Origin of the sequence: Mesorhizobium sp. LSJC280B00 (assembly GCF_000502835.1) — a bacterium.
Taxonomy (GTDB): Bacteria; Pseudomonadota; Alphaproteobacteria; order Rhizobiales; family Rhizobiaceae; genus Mesorhizobium.
Window position 1 is genome coordinate 35,814 of sequence record NZ_AYVL01000008.1, and the last position, 17,651, is coordinate 53,464.

General features: G+C 64.6%; 15 protein-coding genes. 5 read left to right on the forward strand and 10 right to left on the reverse strand.

Translation table 11 applies throughout. From position 1 onward, the window contains the following. Positions 1–72: 72 nt before the first annotated feature. The 5 genes from X773_RS52585 to hemP are packed head-to-tail and all read right to left on the reverse strand — an operon-like array spanning position 73 to position 4,175. Entirely contained in the window at positions 73–861 is a 789-nt protein-coding gene (locus tag X773_RS52585; RefSeq protein WP_023676432.1) for a heme ABC transporter ATP-binding protein, read from the reverse strand. 10 nt (positions 862–871) lie between these two features. Continuing rightward, positions 872–1,975, reverse strand: coding sequence for an iron ABC transporter permease (locus X773_RS52590; protein WP_023676433.1), 1,104 nt, complete (start codon positions 1,973–1,975; stop codon positions 872–874). 5 nt (positions 1,976–1,980) lie between these two features. Then, the gene (locus X773_RS52595; RefSeq protein ID WP_023676434.1) at positions 1,981–2,889 is read right to left on the reverse strand and encodes a hemin ABC transporter substrate-binding protein; all 909 of its coding nucleotides are present in this window, start codon (positions 2,887–2,889) and stop codon (positions 1,981–1,983) included. Between the two features lie 11 nt (positions 2,890–2,900). Next, on the reverse strand, positions 2,901–3,959 hold the full coding sequence (locus tag X773_RS52600; protein WP_023676435.1) for a hemin-degrading factor: 1,059 nt from the start codon (positions 3,957–3,959) through the stop codon (positions 2,901–2,903). 9 nt (positions 3,960–3,968) lie between these two features. Continuing rightward, positions 3,969–4,175 carry a hemin uptake protein HemP gene (gene hemP, locus X773_RS52605; protein WP_023676436.1) on the reverse strand — a complete coding sequence of 69 codons (207 nt, stop codon included), beginning with the start codon at positions 4,173–4,175 and terminating at the stop codon, positions 3,969–3,971. A gap of 267 nt (positions 4,176–4,442) precedes the next feature. Between hemP and X773_RS52610 the strand changes: the two genes are divergently transcribed. The 3 genes from X773_RS52610 to X773_RS78085 are packed head-to-tail and all read left to right on the forward strand — an operon-like array spanning position 4,443 to position 8,352. Continuing rightward, positions 4,443–6,590 (forward strand): TonB-dependent hemoglobin/transferrin/lactoferrin family receptor, encoded by a 2,148-nt coding sequence (locus X773_RS52610; protein WP_245274686.1) that lies wholly within the window; start codon positions 4,443–4,445, stop codon positions 6,588–6,590. Between the two features lie 4 nt (positions 6,591–6,594). Further along, positions 6,595–7,026: a hypothetical protein gene (locus tag X773_RS52615; protein ID WP_023676438.1), complete on the forward strand. Its 432-nt coding sequence runs from the start codon at positions 6,595–6,597 to the stop codon at positions 7,024–7,026. 36 nt (positions 7,027–7,062) lie between these two features. Next, positions 7,063–8,352 (forward strand): energy transducer TonB, encoded by a 1,290-nt coding sequence (locus tag X773_RS78085; protein WP_023676439.1) that lies wholly within the window; start codon positions 7,063–7,065, stop codon positions 8,350–8,352. Positions 8,353–8,418: 66 nt separating this feature from the next. On the opposite strand, the gene putA is transcribed toward X773_RS78085, so the two are convergent. Then, positions 8,419–12,030, reverse strand: coding sequence for a bifunctional proline dehydrogenase/L-glutamate gamma-semialdehyde dehydrogenase PutA (gene putA / locus X773_RS52630; protein ID WP_023676440.1), 3,612 nt, complete (start codon positions 12,028–12,030; stop codon positions 8,419–8,421). A 162-nt stretch (positions 12,031–12,192) separates the two neighbouring features. On the opposite strand from putA, the gene X773_RS52635 reads away from it, so the two are divergent. Beyond that, positions 12,193–12,645 (forward strand): Lrp/AsnC ligand binding domain-containing protein, encoded by a 453-nt coding sequence (locus X773_RS52635; RefSeq protein WP_023676441.1) that lies wholly within the window; start codon positions 12,193–12,195, stop codon positions 12,643–12,645. 200 nt (positions 12,646–12,845) lie between these two features. Here X773_RS52635 and X773_RS52640 read toward each other — a convergent pair whose 3' ends face one another. Next, positions 12,846–14,045, reverse strand: a complete 1,200-nt coding sequence (locus X773_RS52640; RefSeq protein WP_023676442.1) for a cytochrome c peroxidase — start codon at positions 14,043–14,045, stop codon at positions 12,846–12,848. Between the two features lie 7 nt (positions 14,046–14,052). Beyond that, on the reverse strand, positions 14,053–14,499 hold the full coding sequence (locus tag X773_RS52645) for a FixH family protein (protein ID WP_023676443.1): 447 nt from the start codon (positions 14,497–14,499) through the stop codon (positions 14,053–14,055). 230 nt (positions 14,500–14,729) lie between these two features. Between X773_RS52645 and X773_RS52650 the strand changes: the two genes are divergently transcribed. Next, on the forward strand, positions 14,730–15,659 hold the full coding sequence (locus tag X773_RS52650; protein ID WP_023676444.1) for a sugar kinase: 930 nt from the start codon (positions 14,730–14,732) through the stop codon (positions 15,657–15,659). Here the strand turns inward: X773_RS52650 and X773_RS52655 are convergent. After that, positions 15,652–16,653: an NADP-dependent oxidoreductase gene (locus tag X773_RS52655; protein WP_023676445.1), complete on the reverse strand. Its 1,002-nt coding sequence runs from the start codon at positions 16,651–16,653 to the stop codon at positions 15,652–15,654. The two genes, X773_RS52650 and X773_RS52655, sit on opposite strands and share 8 nt — an antisense overlap. 5 nt (positions 16,654–16,658) lie before the next feature. After that, entirely contained in the window at positions 16,659–17,606 is a 948-nt protein-coding gene (locus X773_RS52660) for an alpha/beta hydrolase (RefSeq protein WP_023676446.1), read from the reverse strand. Between the last annotated feature and the right edge of the window lie 45 nt (positions 17,607–17,651).

A 17,651-nucleotide genomic window follows, 5' to 3' on the forward strand; every position in this document is an offset into this window, starting at 1 on the left:
TCATGAATGCTTCGGCCGGCGAAGGCCGGAAGCGCAGGAAACCGCCATTTGCGGGCCGGCATCACCTGGATATCAACAGACCGACTGCGGCAATACGAACGGCATGTTTGCGGCCGGCAACACACCGACCTTCAGCCGGCAATCGAAGACCTTTTCGATCAGCTCGTCGCTGAGCACCTGTTGCGGCGAACCTGTAGCGGCGAGCCTGCCGCGATGCATGACGAAAATCCGGTCGGCATACATCGCCGTCAAATTGAGGTCGTGCAGGATGGCGACCACGCCGCCGCCGCGTCTGGCGAAATCGCACGCGATGTCCATGATGATCAGCTGGTGTTTGATGTCGAGGCTGGACACCGGCTCATCGAGGAACAAATAGCGCGGCTTGCCGTCGAGCACCGGCTCCCACACCTGGCACAGAACGCGGGCAAGCTGCACGCGCTGCTGCTCGCCGCCGGACAGCTCCTGGTAGAAGCGGCCGGCAAAACCCTCGAGGTCGACGCGCGCCAGCGCCGGTGCGGGCAGGCGCTGGTCCTCGCCGGGCAACGCGCCGGAGCGCCCGCCGACCAGGCCTAGCCTGACGATCTCACGCACGGTGAACGGGAAGGACAGCGTCGTCGCCTGCGGCAGCACGGCGCGCAGCGTCGCCGCTTCGATCGGCTTCATCGCCGATAGATTGCGGCCGTTGACGGTGACCTCTCCCGAATAGCCAAGATCGCCGGACAGTGCTCTGAGGAAGGTCGTCTTGCCCGAACCGTTGGGGCCGACGATGGCCGCGATTTCGCCGGGCCGCGCCTCGAAATCGACATTGGCGACAATGCGCTTGCCGCCGATCGCCACCGAGACATCGCGCGCTTCGATCATAGGCAAACTTTCACAGGTCGATGACGCCGCGCTTGCGCAGCAGTATCCACAGGAAGAACGGTGCGCCGGCGACAGCGGTGACGATGCCGATCGGCAATTCGGCCGGCGCGACGATGGTGCGGGCGACGGCGTCGGCCAAAAGCAGCAGCGCCGCACCAAGCAGGGCCGATGCCGGCAGCAGGTAACGGTTATCGGGGCCGATCAGCAGACGCAGCAGATGCGGCACGACGATGCCGACGAAACCGATGCCGCCGCTGACGGCGACCGACGCGCCGACCGCTGCCGAGACGCCGACGATCGCGGTGTATTTCAGCCGCTGCACCGGAATGCCGAGATGGCCGGCCGTGGCCTCGCCGAGCGCCAGCGCGTTGAGGCCGCGCGCCAGGAACGGCATTGCCGCCAGCGCCAGCACGATGACCGGCCCGACCGAGCCGATCTTCTGCCAGGTTGCGCCGCCCAGCGAGCCGAGCTGCCAAAAGGTCAGGTCGCGCAACTGCCGGTCGTCGGCCATGAAGATCAGGATGCCGGTCAGCGCCATGGCAAGCGCCGCCAGCGCGATGCCGGCGAGCAGCATGGTGGCGACCGAGGTCTGGCCTTGCCGTGTCGCGACCTGATAGAGCAGCAATGTCGTCGCCAGCCCGCCGCAGAACGCAGCCAGCGGCAAAGCCAGCGTGCCGAGCGCCGTAGTCAGCGGCGCCAGCATGGTCGAGCCAAGCACGATGACGGCGACCGCACCGAGGCTCGATCCGGCCGAAACCCCGATCAGGCCGGGGTCGGCCAGCGGATTGCGGAACAACCCCTGCATGACGGCACCGGAGACAGCAAGCGATGCGCCGATCAGCACGCCCATAATGATGCGCGGCAGACGGATGTCATGGATGATCAGGCGGTCGCGGGCGCTCAATGCCGCGTCGCCGGGCAACGCGCCGAACAGCCAGTCGTGCATGACGCCGATGGCCGAGGCATCGGATGCGCCGGAGGTCAGCGACAACAGCACGGCGATAGTCAACCCGACGCAGAGCAGCACGACGACGAGGCGGGCGCGCCGCGAACGGTCACCCTCGGCTGCCGTCGCCATGATGCCCGCCGCACCGGCGATCGAATGATCGGCCATCGCGCTCAATCCGTGACCTGGCCGCCATAGAGCAAGACGGCAAGGTCGTGGATGGCGTCGGCCGTGCGCGGGCCGAAGCCGAGCAGATAGCCGCCGTCCATGCGGATCAGCTTGCGGGCGGCACCCGCCGGCGTCGAAGCCACGGCAGGGTTCGAAAACAGTTCGTCATCCGCGGTGGCCGGTCCGGCATTGTTCATCATCAGGATCACGTCGGGCCTGGCGGTGATGACGGCCTCGTCCGACAATTGCTTGTAGCCGGCAAAGCCGTCGATGGCGTTGATGCCGCCCGAAAGCTTGATGATGCCGTCGGCGGCGGTGTCGCTGCCGGCGGAAAGCAGCCTGCCGCCCTGCATCGACAGCACGAACAGGATGCGCCTGCGCTCCTTGATCGAGGCGGTCTGCTTTTCAGCTGCCTTCAGCTTGGCGTCTATCTCGGCGGCCAAGGCATCGGCCTTGGCGCCGACGCCGAGGGCCTTGCCGACGATCTGGATCTTTTCGAGAATGCCTTGATTGTCATAGCGCTCGGGCACCTCGATGAACGGGATGCTCGATTTCTTCAGCACGTCGACGGCTTCCTTCGGTCCGCTGCCGTGCAGCGCCAATATGCCCGACGGATTGACCGACAGCACACCCTCCGGCGACAGCTGGCGCATGTAGCCGACATCAGGCAGTTCCACCGCCGCTTGCGGATAGCGGCTGGTCGAATCGCGCGCGACAAGGCGATCCTGTTCACCGAGCGCATAGACGATCTCGGTGATCGAGCCACCAATGGCCACGATCCTCGAGCGGTCGGCGAAAGTCGCGATGCCCTCGGCGGCTTGAGCCGGCATCAGCGCGGCGAAGGCCAGGAAAACAGCGGCCGCAGGACCAGGCGCCGACCTGGAGACCGATGCCAGCCTGGAGAAAAGAACCATCGTCGTTTTCCTCAGGCTGCGGTCGGGCTTGGGATACGCGGCAGGTTTTCGGCCAGAAAGCGCCAGTCTTCGCGCTCGCTTTCGCCTTCATGCCGCTTACCGAAGAACTGGATGATCATCTTGCCGTCGGCGCCATAGACTTCGAGCGACGTGACATAGCCGTCCTTGGTCGGCTTGCGCACGGCCCAGACCTCATCGATGTGGTCGGTCCGCAGGTGCAGATGGAAGGTCTGGTCGAGCACGTTGAGCCATGGTCCCATCGGCTTGATCGAGGCGACGGGGCCGGAATGGATCTGGATGCAGCCGCGATTGCCGACAAAGCACATGATCGGCATGGCGCCAGCAGCGGCGTGGTTGAACATGGCGTTCACCGCATCCTTGTCGACCAGCCAAGCGTAGTCCTGGCCGACCATTCGCACCGCCTGTCGGCGGCTGATCTTCAGTGTCTTCAGCATGCCGAAGAACTGGTGCACGTCGGTCAGCTGGCTCCAGCGGTCGCGCAGATCGTCGATGCTCGCCGGGTTGTCCGCAGTCTCGGTCTCGTCAGCCGTGCCCGCTGAAATCGCCACCGTCGGCTCCTGGTTCGGCGATTCCAGCCCGGCCACCAGTTTCTGATAGGCGTAGAGGTTGGAGGCTGGCCTGAGATGCACCTTGTGTACCGCCTCGCCTGCGGTGTCGAAGAACTGCAGGCTGCGGCGGATGTCGGCGCCATCGCGCTTTTCCACGGCAAAGCCGTGCGACCAGACTTTTGGGAAAATACGCAGGTCGATATTCTCGCCGAGCACCATGGCATTGTGATTGCCGGTGACGACCTTGTCGTAGACGCCGATCTTCTCGTGCACCGCGCTTTCGTTGCGGGTCAGCGCCATCACCTCACCGACAGCTTCGAGGCCAGTCAAAAGGTCGTTGACATGCGGCTCGACGCGCACGACGCCGTCGCCGCAATGCGCGGCGACCAGTTCGGCCTCCGAAATACCGAGCTGGGCGGCGAGGTCGCGCTCGCGCATTTTCGGATTGTCTGCCCGTGCCCGCCGGATCTCGTGCGGGGCGGGTTTTACGCGCTGGTCCATTTCTACCACCTACTTGTTGAGGATGAGCTTGCCCTGCCGGGTGATCTTCAGCCGGTACAGCGCACCATGATGCTCGATGCCGATCTCGTGCTCCCCCTGGAACAGCGTGTTGCTGGACAGCATTCTCACGGCCGATTGGACCCGGTCGAAACGGACGGAATTTTCGTCGGAACGGCGGACGCGATAGCGAAAGTCGCTGGGATTGTGCGTGTTCATGGGTTCGATCCCTTTCCTGTGCCTGGCATCTGGCTCGGCGCCTGCGTGAAATGCCGATTCAATTCTTGACTCGAATGATCATGTTATCTAGCAGTGCAATACCGGAGTAAATGAGTCAACATTTAAGACGCCGGACGCGATGAAAAATGCCAGCGAGCCCCAAGCCAGCCAGCATCGAACATGGATTCTTGGAGTTGCAGCATGGGGTTGGCGAATTGGAGACGGCTGGCGGGCAGCGGCCTGACACATTGTTCTATGACAAGCAAAATGGCCGCGTTGCTGGCCGGCACGGCGGCGATCCCGCTGCTCGCCACACCGGCCGGCGCCCAGCAGGTCGCCCAACCGGCAGCCGACCAGCAGCAGACTGACCCGTCTCAACAGCCCGAAAAGGTAAAGCCGGCCCCGGCGGGTACCACACTGCTCGACAAGATCCTGATCCTCAGCCGTACCGGCGAGACGGCGATCGAGTCGCTTGCTTCAGCCAGCCATGTCGACGAGGAACAGCTCGAGCGCCGCATGGCGACCACGCCCAACGAAATGCTGTTCGGTGTGCCGGGTGTCGCCGTCCAGGCCGACGCAAGGCGTGTCAGCTCCAGCATCAACATCCGCGGCCTGCAGGATTTCGGCCGCGTCTCCGTCATCGTCGACGGTGCCCGCCAGAATTTCCAGCGCTCGGATCACGGTACGCAATCGACCTTCTACATCGATCCGGAATTGATCAAATCCGTCGATGTGATCCGCGGCCCGGTCGCCAACACCTATGGCTCCGGGGCGATCGGCGGCGTCGTATTTTTCGACACCAAGGATGCGCAGGATTTCCTCAAGCCGGACGAGACCTGGGCGGCATCCGCGACCGGGCGCTACGAAACCAACGGCGAAGGCTGGACCACCAGCGCCACCGGCGCCTATCGGATCAACGAGAACTGGGACGTGCTCGGCAATATCGTCTACCGCGACTATGACGACTACAAGCATGGCGGCGGCGACACTGTAGCGGGCACCGGCTTCGACGTTTTGAGCGGCCTCCTCAAGACGACCATCCGCCCCAGCGAAAACAGCGAGCTGAAGCTGGGCTGGATCGGTTCGAACGACGGATGGACCGAGACCAGCGGCAGCGCGCCGGTGAACGACGCCGACCTGAAGGCGAATACGTTCACGGCCCGCTACAACATCACCGACGAAGACAAGAGCTGGCTCGATCTCCACATCAATGCCTCTTACAACAAGACCAAGCTCGATCTGACGACCCTTGTCGCGCAAAACCGGTTTGATCCGGTCACCGGCCTGCCCGTGGTTTTGCCGGCGGGTTCGAAATCGACGTTCGACATCGGCACCTCCGGCATCGACATTTGGAACACGTCGAGATTCGAGACCGTTGGAATCGCGCATGAGCTGACCTATGGCGGCGACTGGGTTGGCGACGATGTCGAGACAGGCGGCACGGCGGGCGGCGACAGCTTCTATACGCCCTCGGGCAACAGGAACGTCTCCGGCGCTTACGTTCAGGACAAGCTCACCTGGGACTGGCTCGAGGTCATCGCCGGGCTGCGTTACGACAGCTACAAGCTCGACAGCGATGTCGGCGAAACCTCTGGCGACCGGCTGTCGCCACGCATCACAGTGGGCATTTCGCCCTTCGAAACTGCCAGCCTTTCCGGCCTGCAATTCTACGGCACCTATGCGGAAGGCTACCGTTCTCCCTCACTGTCGGAGACCCTGATCAGCGGCAATCATCCGGCCGGCGTCAGCTTCCCGTTCCTCCCCAATCCCAATCTCAAGCCTGAAACCGGCAAGACCGTGGAATTCGGCGTCAATTACAGCACCAACGGCGTCATTGTGGCCGACGACGCGCTGCGGCTGAAGGCGGCCTATTTCAACAACAATGTCGACGATTACATCGACGGCGTGACGCTCTCGCCGTTCGACCCGACCAGCGGCTGCCCGTTCGGTCCGGGCATCCCGATCTGCTTCCAGTATCAGAATTTCGCCAAGGCCAAGATTCACGGCTTCGAGATGGAGGGCGTCTATGATGCCGCCTGGGGCTTTGCCGGGCTTTCGGCGTCGTTCACCGACGGCCACACGATTTCCTATGAAGGCGAACGGGCGGACCTTGTCACCGTCCCCTCCTCCCAGGTCACCGGGCAACTCGGCTTTCGCTTCCTCGAGGACAGGCTGACCATCGGCGGCGAGGTGCAATACAACGGCAAGCCGCAGGGCAACCCGGTGGCCAGGGACTACACGCTGGTCAATGCCTTCGCCAGCTACCAGGCGACCGACAATTTCAAGGTCGATTTCCGCGCCGACAATCTGTTCGACGTCAAATACGCCAACCCGCTGAACGCATCGACCACCAGTGTTGTCTACGAGCCAGGCGTCACCCTGAAGCTGGCGGCGACGATGAGGTTTGGAGGCTGAGACAATGAAAGGCATGACGGCATCCCTTCATCTGTTCGCCGCGGTGCTGGCAATATTGCTTGCGGCGGCTCCGGCGTGGACACAACAGCAAGCACCGGCGCTGATCCTCGAGCTGAACGGCGCGCGGCCCTCCGACAAGGGCTGCCGCCTGACCTTCGTGGTCACCAACAATCTCGGCGCCGACCTTTCCAAGGCGGCATTCGAGATCGCGCTGTTCAACGAGGCCGGCGTCGCCGACCGGCTGACCGTGCTCGACTTCAAGGATCTGCCGGCAGGCAAGACCAAGGTGACGCGTTTCGATCTTGCCGGCACGGATTGCGGCAAGGTCAGCCGCGTGTTGATCAACAGCGCCACGGAATGCGCCGGCGCCGAGCCGAATGCCTGCATGCGCGGGCTGAAGACGCAGACCAGGACCGGCATCGCCTTCGGGGTCTGAATTTTGGGACCGGAACCCGCATTCGCACGAAACACCATGGCGTGGCCACTAGCCGGTTTCCTGCCGCCGGAGCCGGACGATCCGGATTTCGCCATCCCGCGCGGGGCCCTGCGTGTTTCGCCGCGCGACAGGCCGGAAGACAGTTACATCGCCGATGCCGACGGCGACTTGACTGCGGTACCTATGGAGCCATTGCGGCAGGCACGACAGACGCGGCGGCGCCGCAACTGGACGGTGGCGATCGCCTGCTCTTGCGCATTCCACGTGGCGGTGGCGCTGGCCTTCCTCACGCTGCCGGACGACCGGCCAAGCATCGAAGGTGCCGACCAGCAAGGCGAAATGCTGCTCGGCGCCGACCCGCAGCAGGCGGCCGGCGATGTCGGAGACGATCCGGAAGTGTCCAACGTGACGATGGTGACCATGCTCGACGCCAAGCCGGTCGAAACGGTCGAGGCGCAGGCGGCCGCGGCAGAGGAGACGCTCCAGCCGGTCACCGATGCGGCGGAGACATCGGACAAAGAAGTGGTTGAGCCGGTCAACGAGGCCGCCACGGAAACTGCTGCGCCTGCCGATCGCACCGAACCAGCACCTGCGCAGCCGGCGCGCCAGGACCCATCGCCCGACGTTCTTGCGACCGACAGACTGGTGTCTGCCGACGACAATGCCGTGCCGCCGCCAGTCAGCGCGGCCGAAACGGCCGAGGCTGCCGAGACAAGCGCACCGGCACCAGCCGACCCGGCGCCGGCGGAAACAGTTCAGACGACCGAGACAGTCGGCGCGGCGGAAGAACCGAAGCCGGACAGGCCGGAGCCCAAGCAGCCGAAGAAGGCAACCGCAAAGAACAAGCCGGCCAGGAAGGCCGAACCAAACGAGCCTGAAAAGCCGGCCCTGCGCAGGAAGGCGAGCAAGGCACTTGCGAAAGCCGATTCCAAGAAGAAAAAGACCGGCTCCGGCGGCCGTCACGAAACGGATGTCGCGCGCGGCATGGCCGACGGCAGGAAGGACGGCAAGATCCTGACCGCCAGCAGGGGCGGCAAATCAGGCATCGGCAATGCAGCCGTCACGAACTATCCCGGCAAGATCAGGTCAAAGCTGGTGAGGGCCTTCAATTCGACACGCACGCGCGCCACCGGCACAGCTACGGTTGCCTTTACCGTCGGCTCGAACGGCAGCGTCCGGTCGGCCAGGCTGACGGGCAGTTCGGGTGTTGCCGCGCTGGACAAGGCCGCACTCGACGCAGTCCGCCGGGCTTCTCCCTTTCCCCCTATTCCAGACGGAGCCGGTCGCTCGGCCTGGCAGTTCGAAGTGCCGCTCGGTATCAGATAGCGACCGTCCCCATGCCGGCACCAAAGTTGGCGCCGCCCTGCCCGCGATACGCGAGCCCTGGCGAACCTACGCAGCGGCCAGCAGGCTGGCATTGCCGCCCGCCGCCGTGGTGTCGACGCAGACGGCGCGCTCGTGGGCGTAGGCGGCCGGATAATAGACTTCGCTGATCAGCGGCACGATCGGGCCGGCGCGCTCGGCGATGACCTTGCGCACGATGCGCGCGGCCTCGGGCGTGCCGGAAAAGGCAACGACATCGACCCGCAGCGAGCGCGCTTCGACCGGGTCCGGTCTGCCGTCGATGGCCGCCAGCGGCAGTCCCTTGCCGGTCAGTGACGAAAGTGCTGCCGGCGCGCCGGGCGCGACGGCGAGCACCGCATTGCCGGCGGCCAGCGCCTGGATCGTCTGGGCAAGCAGCGTATCTGCGTCCGGGCCAAGGCAGAGCACGCGGCCGCGCGGCGACAGCGACAGCGTGTTGGCCTCACCGGTCGGCCCGGGCAGGTCGACCTGGCCGAAATCGATGCCGGCGGCAGTGCCGATAGCCGCGGCACCCTTGCCGCGCAGATGTTTCCTCAGGATGGCGACGCGATCCGGCCGCGTCGACCAGCCGCCAAAGGCCGGGTCCGGCAGATTGTCGGCGAGCTCGGTCGCCGTCACCTTGCGGCCTTCGGCAAGATGGGTGCCGGCTTCCGGCCCCTTGCGGAAGCGCCGGAGATAATGTGGCCCGCCGGCCTTCGGCCCGGTGCCGGAAAGGCCCTCGCCGCCGAACGGCTGCGCGCCGACGACGGCGCCGATCTGGTTGCGGTTGACGTAGATGTTGCCGGCATGGATGCCATCGACGAAATGCTGGGCGCGGCCTTCGATGCGGGTGTGCAGGCCAAAGGTCAAGCCATAGCCTTTGCGGTTGATCGCAGCGATCACCGCATCGATCTCGTCGGCATCGAAGGTGGCGACATGCAGCACCGGCCCGAACACCTCGCGCTCCAACTCCTCGATGCCCTTGACCCGAAAGACGTGCGGCGCAACGAAGCGGCCGTCCTTCGGCGCTTCGAGCTTGGCGATCAGCCGGCCCTGCAGGCCCATTTTGGTGCAATAGTCACGGATCGACGCTTGCGCCTCGTCATCGATGACCGGGCCGACATCGGTCGATATCCGCCACGGGTCGCCGAGGCTGAGCGCTTCCATCGCGCCTTTCAGCATCTCAAGCATCTTCTTCTCGACGTCCTTCTGCACGTAGAGAATGCGCAATGCCGAGCAGCGCTGGCCGGCGCTCTGGAAGGCGGAGGCGAGGATGTCGCGCACCGCCTGTTCGGGAAGTGCGGTGGAATCGACGATCATGGCGTTGAGGCCGCCGGTCTCGGCAATCAGCATGGCGTCGGGCACGGCGGTCTCGGCGAGCTGCTTTTCGATCAGCTTGGCGACCTCGGTCGAGCCCGTGAAGCAGACGCCGGCAATGCGCGGATCGGCGGTCAGCGGGCCGCCGACCGTGGGGCCGTCGCCGGGCAGAAGCTGGATGATGTCTTCCGGCACGCCGGCCTCGCGCAGCAGCTGGACAGCGCGGAAGGCGATCAGCGGCGTCTGTTCGGCTGGCTTGGCGATCACCGAATTGCCGGTGACGAGTGCCGCTGCAATCTGGCCGGTGAAGATGGCGAGCGGAAAATTCCACGGCGAGATGCAGGCGATGGCGCCGCGCGCCTCGGTGCCCGCCTCGGCATTGGCGGCCTCGGCCGCATAGTAGCGCAGGAAATCGACCGCCTCGCGCACCTCGGCAACGCCGTCGGCGAGCGACTTGCCGGCTTCGCGGGCGGCGAGCGCAAAGAACTCGACGGCGTTCGCCTCGTAGAGATCGGCCGCCCGGTTGAGGATGGCAGCGCGCTCGGCGACCGGGCGTCTTGCCCATGCCGGTTGTGCCTCCACCGCTATGCGTACCGCGGTCTCGACCTGCTTGGCGCCGGCCTCGCTCACCGTGCCGACCACTTCGGAAGGTTTTGCCGGATTGACCACCGGACGCTGCTTGCCATAGCCGGCAGCGCGGCTGACCGGCTTGGCGTGCCAGCGGTCCGGCCCGGCGAACTCGGCCCTGGCCTTGTCGATCGCCGCCAGCGTCGGCGTGTCGGTGATATCGAAGCCCTTGGAATTGCGGCGGGCCGCACCGAAGATCGCCGGCGGGCGGGGGATAGCCGGATTGGCGGCGGGACCCTGTTTCTCGACGGTTTCGAGCGGGTCGCGAGCAATATCCTCGGGCTCGACTTCCTCGTCGGTGAGCTGGTGGACAAAGGAGGAATTGGCGCCGTTCTCCAGCAGCCGGCGGACCAGATAGGCGAGCAGGTCGGAATGCGCGCCGACCGGCGCATAGATGCGGCAGCGCGTGCCTTCGGTCCGCCGCACCGTCTCATGCAGCGCCTCGCCCATGCCATGCAGCCGCTGGAACTCGAATGTATCGCGGTCCGTCGTCATCGACAGAATGGCGGCGACGGTGTGGGCGTTGTGGGTGGCGAATTGCGGGTAGATGCGGTCGGTCATCGACAAAAGCTTCTTCGCGCAGGCCAGGTAGGAGACGTCGGTATTGGCCTTGCGGGTAAAAACCGGATAGCCGTCGAGCCCGAGCGTCTGCGCCCGCTTGATCTCGGTATCCCAATAAGCGCCCTTGACCAGCCGCACCATGATGCTGCGGTCGTATTTCCTCGCCAATTCGTAGAGCCAGTCGATGACGAAGGCGGCGCGCGGGCCATAGGCCTGGACGACGACGCCAAAGCCGTTCCAGCCGGCAAGCTCCGGTTCGGCCAGCACCCGCTCGATGACGTCGAGCGACAAATCGAGGCGGTCGGCTTCCTCGGCGTCGATGTTGAGGCCCATGCGCGAATGGCGCGCCGCCAGCGCCAGCGACAGCAGCCGCTCGGCCATGACGGGCAGCATCGTTTCCTTCTGCGTCACTTCATAGCGCGGATGCAGCGCCGACAGTTTTACCGAAATGCCGTGGTTCTGGCGGATGTCGGGGCCGTTGGCGCCGGCATCGAGCGAAGAGATGGCATCGGCATAGGCCTTGAGGTAGCGCAGCGCGTCGGCCTCGGTGCGGGCCGCCTCGCCCAGCATGTCGAAAGAATAGAGATAGCCCTTCTGCGTCATCGGTCGGCCGCGCCTGACCGCCTCGGCAATGGTGCGGCCGAGCACGAACTGCTCGCCCATCTCGCGCATCGCCGCCGCAACCGCCTTGCGGATGACCGGCTCGCCGAGCCGGCGCACCATGGCGCGCAGCGTGCCTTCGATGCCGCCCTCGCCTTCGTCGAGCACGCGGCCGGTCAGCATCAGCGCCCAGGTCGACGCATTGATGAAGATCGAGCTCGAGCCGCCCGAATGTGCCGACCAGTCGTGCGGCGCGATCTTATCGGCGATGAGGTCGTCCATCGTCTCGGTGTCGGGCACGCGCAGCAGCGCCTCGGCCAGGCACATCAGCGCCACGCCCTCCTTGGTCGAGAGGCCGTAGGCGGACAGGAAGACCTCCATCAGCCGCGGATCGGACGAGCCGCGCACCGCGCGCACCAGATCGGCGGCACGGGCCGAAATCGCCTTGCGGTCTTGCACGGACAGCCCGGCCGCCTCGGCCAGCCGCTTCACCGCCTGGTCTTCGTCGGGCAAATAATTGGCACGGATCTGCTGGCGGATGGTGTCGAGCGCTGGCATGGCGGTCCTGTAGAACGAGCATAAGGGAGCGGGCCGGCGGTCACCGGACCGAATGGCGCAAGCTAACATAAGTAGGGATTGCGGTCGGTCCAAAGAAATCGACAAGACAGATCGATCGATCTATCATTACGACTGATCACCTCCAATTCGACCAGGAATCCAGTGACAGAAGACCAATTGGACCGGATCGACAGGAACATCCTGTCGGCTCTGGGCAGCAATGGCCGGCTTTCCATGTCGGAACTGGCGGCGAAAGTCGGCCTGTCGAAGACGCCGGTGCAGGCGCGGGTGAAACGGCTGGAGAAGGACGGCTTCATCAGGGGCTACCAGGCGATCATCGACCGCGAGCGCATGGGCGAAGGCCATGTCGCCTTCGTCCAGGTGAAACTGTCTGACACCCGCTCGGCCGCGCTCGACGCCTTCAACCGCGCCGTGCAGGCGGTGCCGGAGATCGAGCAGTGCCACATGATGGCGTCGAGCTTTGACTATCTGCTGAAGGTCCGCACCACCGACATCGCCGCCTACCGCCGCGTGCTCGGCGAGCGCATCTCCGCCCTGCCGCACGTTGCCCAGACCTCGACGTTTGTCGCGATGGAGACGGTGAAGGATCGGTAGGAAACGCCGGCGGGACAGCGCCCCCTCTGTCCTGCCGGACATCTCCCCCTCCAGGGGGGAGATCGGTTGTCACTGCCGCTTTCGCCAATCTCTAAACGTCGCAGGAGTGAACGGCGCACCGAAGCTGCCAATCTCCCCACTAGAGGGGGAGATGTCCGGCAGGACAGAGGGGGGCGCGAAGGATCGCTACCCCGCCACCCTCACTCCGCCAGCGTCTTCAGGAACGCCACCAGCGCCGCGCGTTCGCGATCCGAAAGCTGCAGCGGGTGGACCTCTGACACACCCTCGACACTTGCCGGCGCCTTCGAATAATGCGCCACCACCTCGTCCAGCGAGGAAAACTGCCCGGCATGCATGTAGGGCGGACGGGTGGCGCCACCGCGCAGCGACGGCGTCTTGTAGGCGCGGACGAGTTCCGGCCCGGTCTTGACCATGAAGCGCAACTCGCGGCAGGCGCTGGCATCGCCGTCGCGAAAGGCGCCGAAACAGTTGAACGGATCGGCCTCGACCTGCGCCACCGCGTCGACGCGGCCGCGATCCGGCGGCAGGCCCGCGACCGGCGGCACGCCGGTGTTGTGGAAGCTGCCGTCGGTAAAACGCGGGCCGTTGTGGCACGTCACGCAATTGGCCTTGCCGATGAACAATTTCAGGCCGAGGATTTCCTCCGACGAAAAGGCGGCGTCGCCTTTCGGCTTGGCGCCGGCCACCAAATCAATGGCAAAGCGGTCGAAGCGCGTCTGCGGCGGCGCGATCGAGCGCTCGAAGGCGGCGATCGCCTTGCCGATATTGGCAAAGACGCGATTGACCTCCTCGGCTTGGCTGGCGGGCATGGCGTTCCAGGCCGCCCTCTCGGCATCGGTGCCGAGCGGGCTGGCATTGGCCGGCACGCCCGAAAGGTCCGGCAGCGGCCCGAAGATGCGCTCGTAGCGCTCGCCGAAGCGGGCCTTGATGTAATGCGCGAAGGCGGCGCGGTTGCCGGCCTGCTCCAGCGGATTTTCGAGCGGTGTCAGCGCTTGCGCCCACAGGCTGTCGCGCCGCCCGTCCCAGAAGAACCAGGGATCATGCGCGACGCCGGCCAGCGGCATGGTCCGCCGGTTGGTGCGGCCGACGCCGACCGCTTGCGGCAGGTCGTCCTGGAATTGGCGGTCGATCTTGTGGCAGGTCGAGCAGGATACCGTGCCGCCGCCGCTCATCCCGGTGTCGAAGAACAGCGTCGAGCCGAGTGCCGCGGCGGCCGGCACGTCGGCAAAGCGATTGGTGGTATCGGGCTTCAGCGGCGGCAGCCTCGACAGCGCCAATGAGGCGATGGTCTGCTTCTCGGCGTCGGAAAACTCCGGTCTGCCGCAGCCGGCGAGCACCGCCACCATCACCAACGCGAGAAGACTGGAAAACCGGCTCATCTATGGCTCACAGCACCACGTTGAAGACGACAGTGTCCGAGCCGGCCGCGGCGGAGATGGCAAAATGCAATTGCCACCACCCGCTCATCGTGAATTTCACGCCGTCGATGCGATAGCGTCCCTCGCCGAGGTAATCGGTCGCCTGCGGGCTGGTCGGCAGACCGTGCTTGTGCTGCGGCATGCCGCCGGAAATCGTTATCGCAGCACCTTCCACCGGCGCACCCTCGACGGTTTTGAGCGTGAGCAGCCAGGATTCCAGTTCGCCCTGCCGGATGACGCCTTTCTCGGGCTCGAAAGTCGCCACGAACAGCTTGTTCGCCGTCGTCTTGGAACGGCCTACATCCGAGCTTGGTTGCGGCGCACGCGGCGCCGTCAGATAGACGATTGCCAGCACGCCGGCGAGCAAGGCAGCCAGGCCGAGGCCTCCAAGAAGATAACGCCATAACGATGCCAAACCCATTNAGCACGCCGGCGAGCAAGGCAGCCAGGCCGAGGCCTCCAAGAAGATAACGCCATAACGATGCCAAACCCATTCCTGTTCTGCGGATAACGTTTCGCTGGGCAGATCGCGTCCCACGCCCCTGTGGGAAATCGCGCCCAGTGCAAGAATCCGCCGTTGCCAAGCATGGCGCTGCCGGTTGCAAAAAGCTACAGCACCGCAATTGCAGGATGGAGGAGTGCTTCATGGCAGGAAACGGCATCGCCTCGATCGGCGAGTGCATGCTCGAGCTTTCGGGCCAGGCCGGGCCGAACTGGCGCATGGGCTTTGCCGGCGACACGTTCAACACTTTATGGGCGCTGCATGCCTTGAGCGGCGACCGGCCGGCGACCTATGTGTCGGCCTTCGGCGACGACCCGTTCTCACGCGACCAGATCAAGTTCCTGGCCGAGAACGGCATCGGCATCGGCGCCAGCCCGGTGATAGCGGGCGCCCGCCCCGGCCTCTATGCGATCACGCTGACCGGCGCCGAACGTTCTTTCACCTATTGGCGGGCCGATGCGGCCGCAAGGCAGTTGGCTTCGGACCCAGCCGCTTTGCAGAAAAGCCTTGAAAACCAGGCGCTTGTCTATTTTTCCGGTATAACTTTGGCAATCCTCGACGACGACGCACGCACGGTGCTGCTGACGGCCGTGGCCAAGGCGCGCGCGGCCGGCTCGCTGATCGCCTTCGATCCCAACTACCGGCCGCGGCTATGGCGCCAAAGCGAGGAAGCGCAGGCCGCGATCCTCGAGGCGCTCGCCGTCGCCGACATCGCGCTCCCGACCTTTCCCGACGAGCAGATGCTGTTTGGTGATACGACACCGCAGAAAACAGCTGAACGGCTGCGAAAGCTGGTCGGCGAAGTCGTCGTCAAGAACGGCGAGGAACCGGCGCTGATCGCGCAAAACGGAACCTTGCAATCGGTGCCGGCGGTACACGTCGCCACCCCGGTCGACACCACCGGCGCCGGCGACTCCTTCAACGGCGCCTATCTCGCCGCTCGCCTTGCCAGCCATGCCCCGGCAGAGGCGGTGCTGCGCGCCCATCGCGTCGCCGCCGCCGTCGTGCAGGTGCGCGGCGCCCTGGCGCCGTTCGAGACGCTCAAGGCTGCGTTCGAGGCAACTGCTATCTGACCTTGATGACGACCTTGCCCTTGGCGCGTCCTGTTTCGACATAGGCCAGAGCGTCATTGGTCGCTTCGAATGGAAAGACCCGATCCACAACCGGGCGGATCGCGCCGGCTTCGATGAGAGCGGTGATTTTGCTCAGCTGATCGCCCTGCGCCCACATGAAAAGGAACGAAAACTGCACGCCGCGGCGCTTGGCTTTGGCCCGAATTCCGCGACTCAGGAAGCGCAGCACCAGCCTCAGCATCAAGTTCAGTCCCTTTTCCCTGGCAAATTCGGGATCCGGTGGACCGGAGATGGAGATGAGCTTGCCACCCGGTTTCAGCACGCTCAGGGATTCTTCCAGTGTCTTGGCGTCCTGGCTGTTCAAGACGACATCGTAGCCCGACAGAACTTTCTCGAAGTCGTCTTTCCTGTAATCGACGACGACATCGGCGCCGAGACTTTTGACCAGATCGGCACTCGCCGCGCTCGCGGTTGTCGCAACGGTCGCGCCGAGGTGCTTGGCTAACTGAATAGCAAATGTCCCGACGCCGCCGGAACCAGCCTGAATGAAGACCTTCTGTCCCTTCTTCAGGTTTGCCCGTTCGATGAGCGTCTGCCAGGCGGTGAGACCGACCAGGGGAATCGACGCCGCCTCTTCCATACTGAGATTCTCGGGCCTCAAGGCTACGTCGGCCTCATTCACGGCAATGAATTCGGCGAATGTCCCAATCCGGCCATCGCGCGGCCGCGCATAGACCTCGTCGCCTGCCTTGAACTTGCTGACTTTCGATCCCACGCGGATAACCTTCCCAGCCACGTCGTGGCCCAGGATGAAGGGCCGGCGGTAGGGCAAGATGAGCTTGAATTCTCCGGTTGTGACCTTGGAATCGAGCAGGTTCACCCCTGCGGCATGGACCTCGACCAAGACATCGCTGTCCTGGAGCTCCGGCTCCGGCATTTCGGCCAGCCTCAGGGTGCCCTTTTTATTATACTTATCGACAACGAATGCCTTCATGGCAGTTACTTTCTAAGAATGTCTGTTGTTGTTCGGGACGAAACAAGCCGAACGTTTTCAGCTGCATGGCCGCCCTGCGGCAAGGCCTCAGCCTCGAGGAAGGACAGGGCTTTCGGGACAAAATCGGCGTAGTTCTGAAATACCCCGCCATGCCCGGCATCCGGATAGATAACCAGATGCGCCCCCGGGATACGCCCGGCGAGATCATAGGTATTGCTGCTCGGCACCATCCTGTCCTGGTCGCCATTCGCAACCAAAGTGGGAATGCGGATGGTGCTCAGGTCTTGTGGCGCCTGGAGTCCGTAGGCCTTGATCGCCTTGAGTTGCGCGCCGAACGCACTCAGCGATACCGCTTTGTCCCGGTTATTCCGGCGCTCTTTCAACCGTCGCAGAAATGCGTTTGCGGCGCGGCGGCCATTCGGCGTTCTTGTGAAGAAGAGATAGTACTTCGGATCCCGAAAAGTCAGCGCGCCCTTGATCATGTCCACGATCGTCAGCGGCGTCACCCTGTCGATGCCTTGCCCACCGGCCGGCCCCGTGCCAGCCAGGATGAGTTTGCGCACAAGCTTGGGCTCGGTCAGCACAATCTCTTGCGCCACGAAGCCGCCGAGTGAAAAGCCGAAGAGATCGACTTCTTCGAACCCCAGCGCCCGGACAAAGGCGACCGCATCCCGCGCCATGCCGGAAATGGTCGACGGAGTTTTGCCACCCGAAGCACCGATGCCGCGATTGTCGAAGGCAATCACCCGCCGGGTCGCAGCGAGGCCATCGACGATGCGCGGATCAAAATTGTCCAGCTGAGCAGCCAGATGGTTGAGCAGGATCACCGGCACGCCCGTCCTGGGCCCGAGTTCCCTGTACGCAAAAGCTATGCCGCCGACATCGACCGAGCGCGTTGGCGCGTCCTGGAACAACGCCGGTGAACGCGGCGACCGATTGGATCTATGTGTCATGCTTGGCGCCTCCGTTTCGAAGGGCCTGGCCAAATGTGTCGTAGT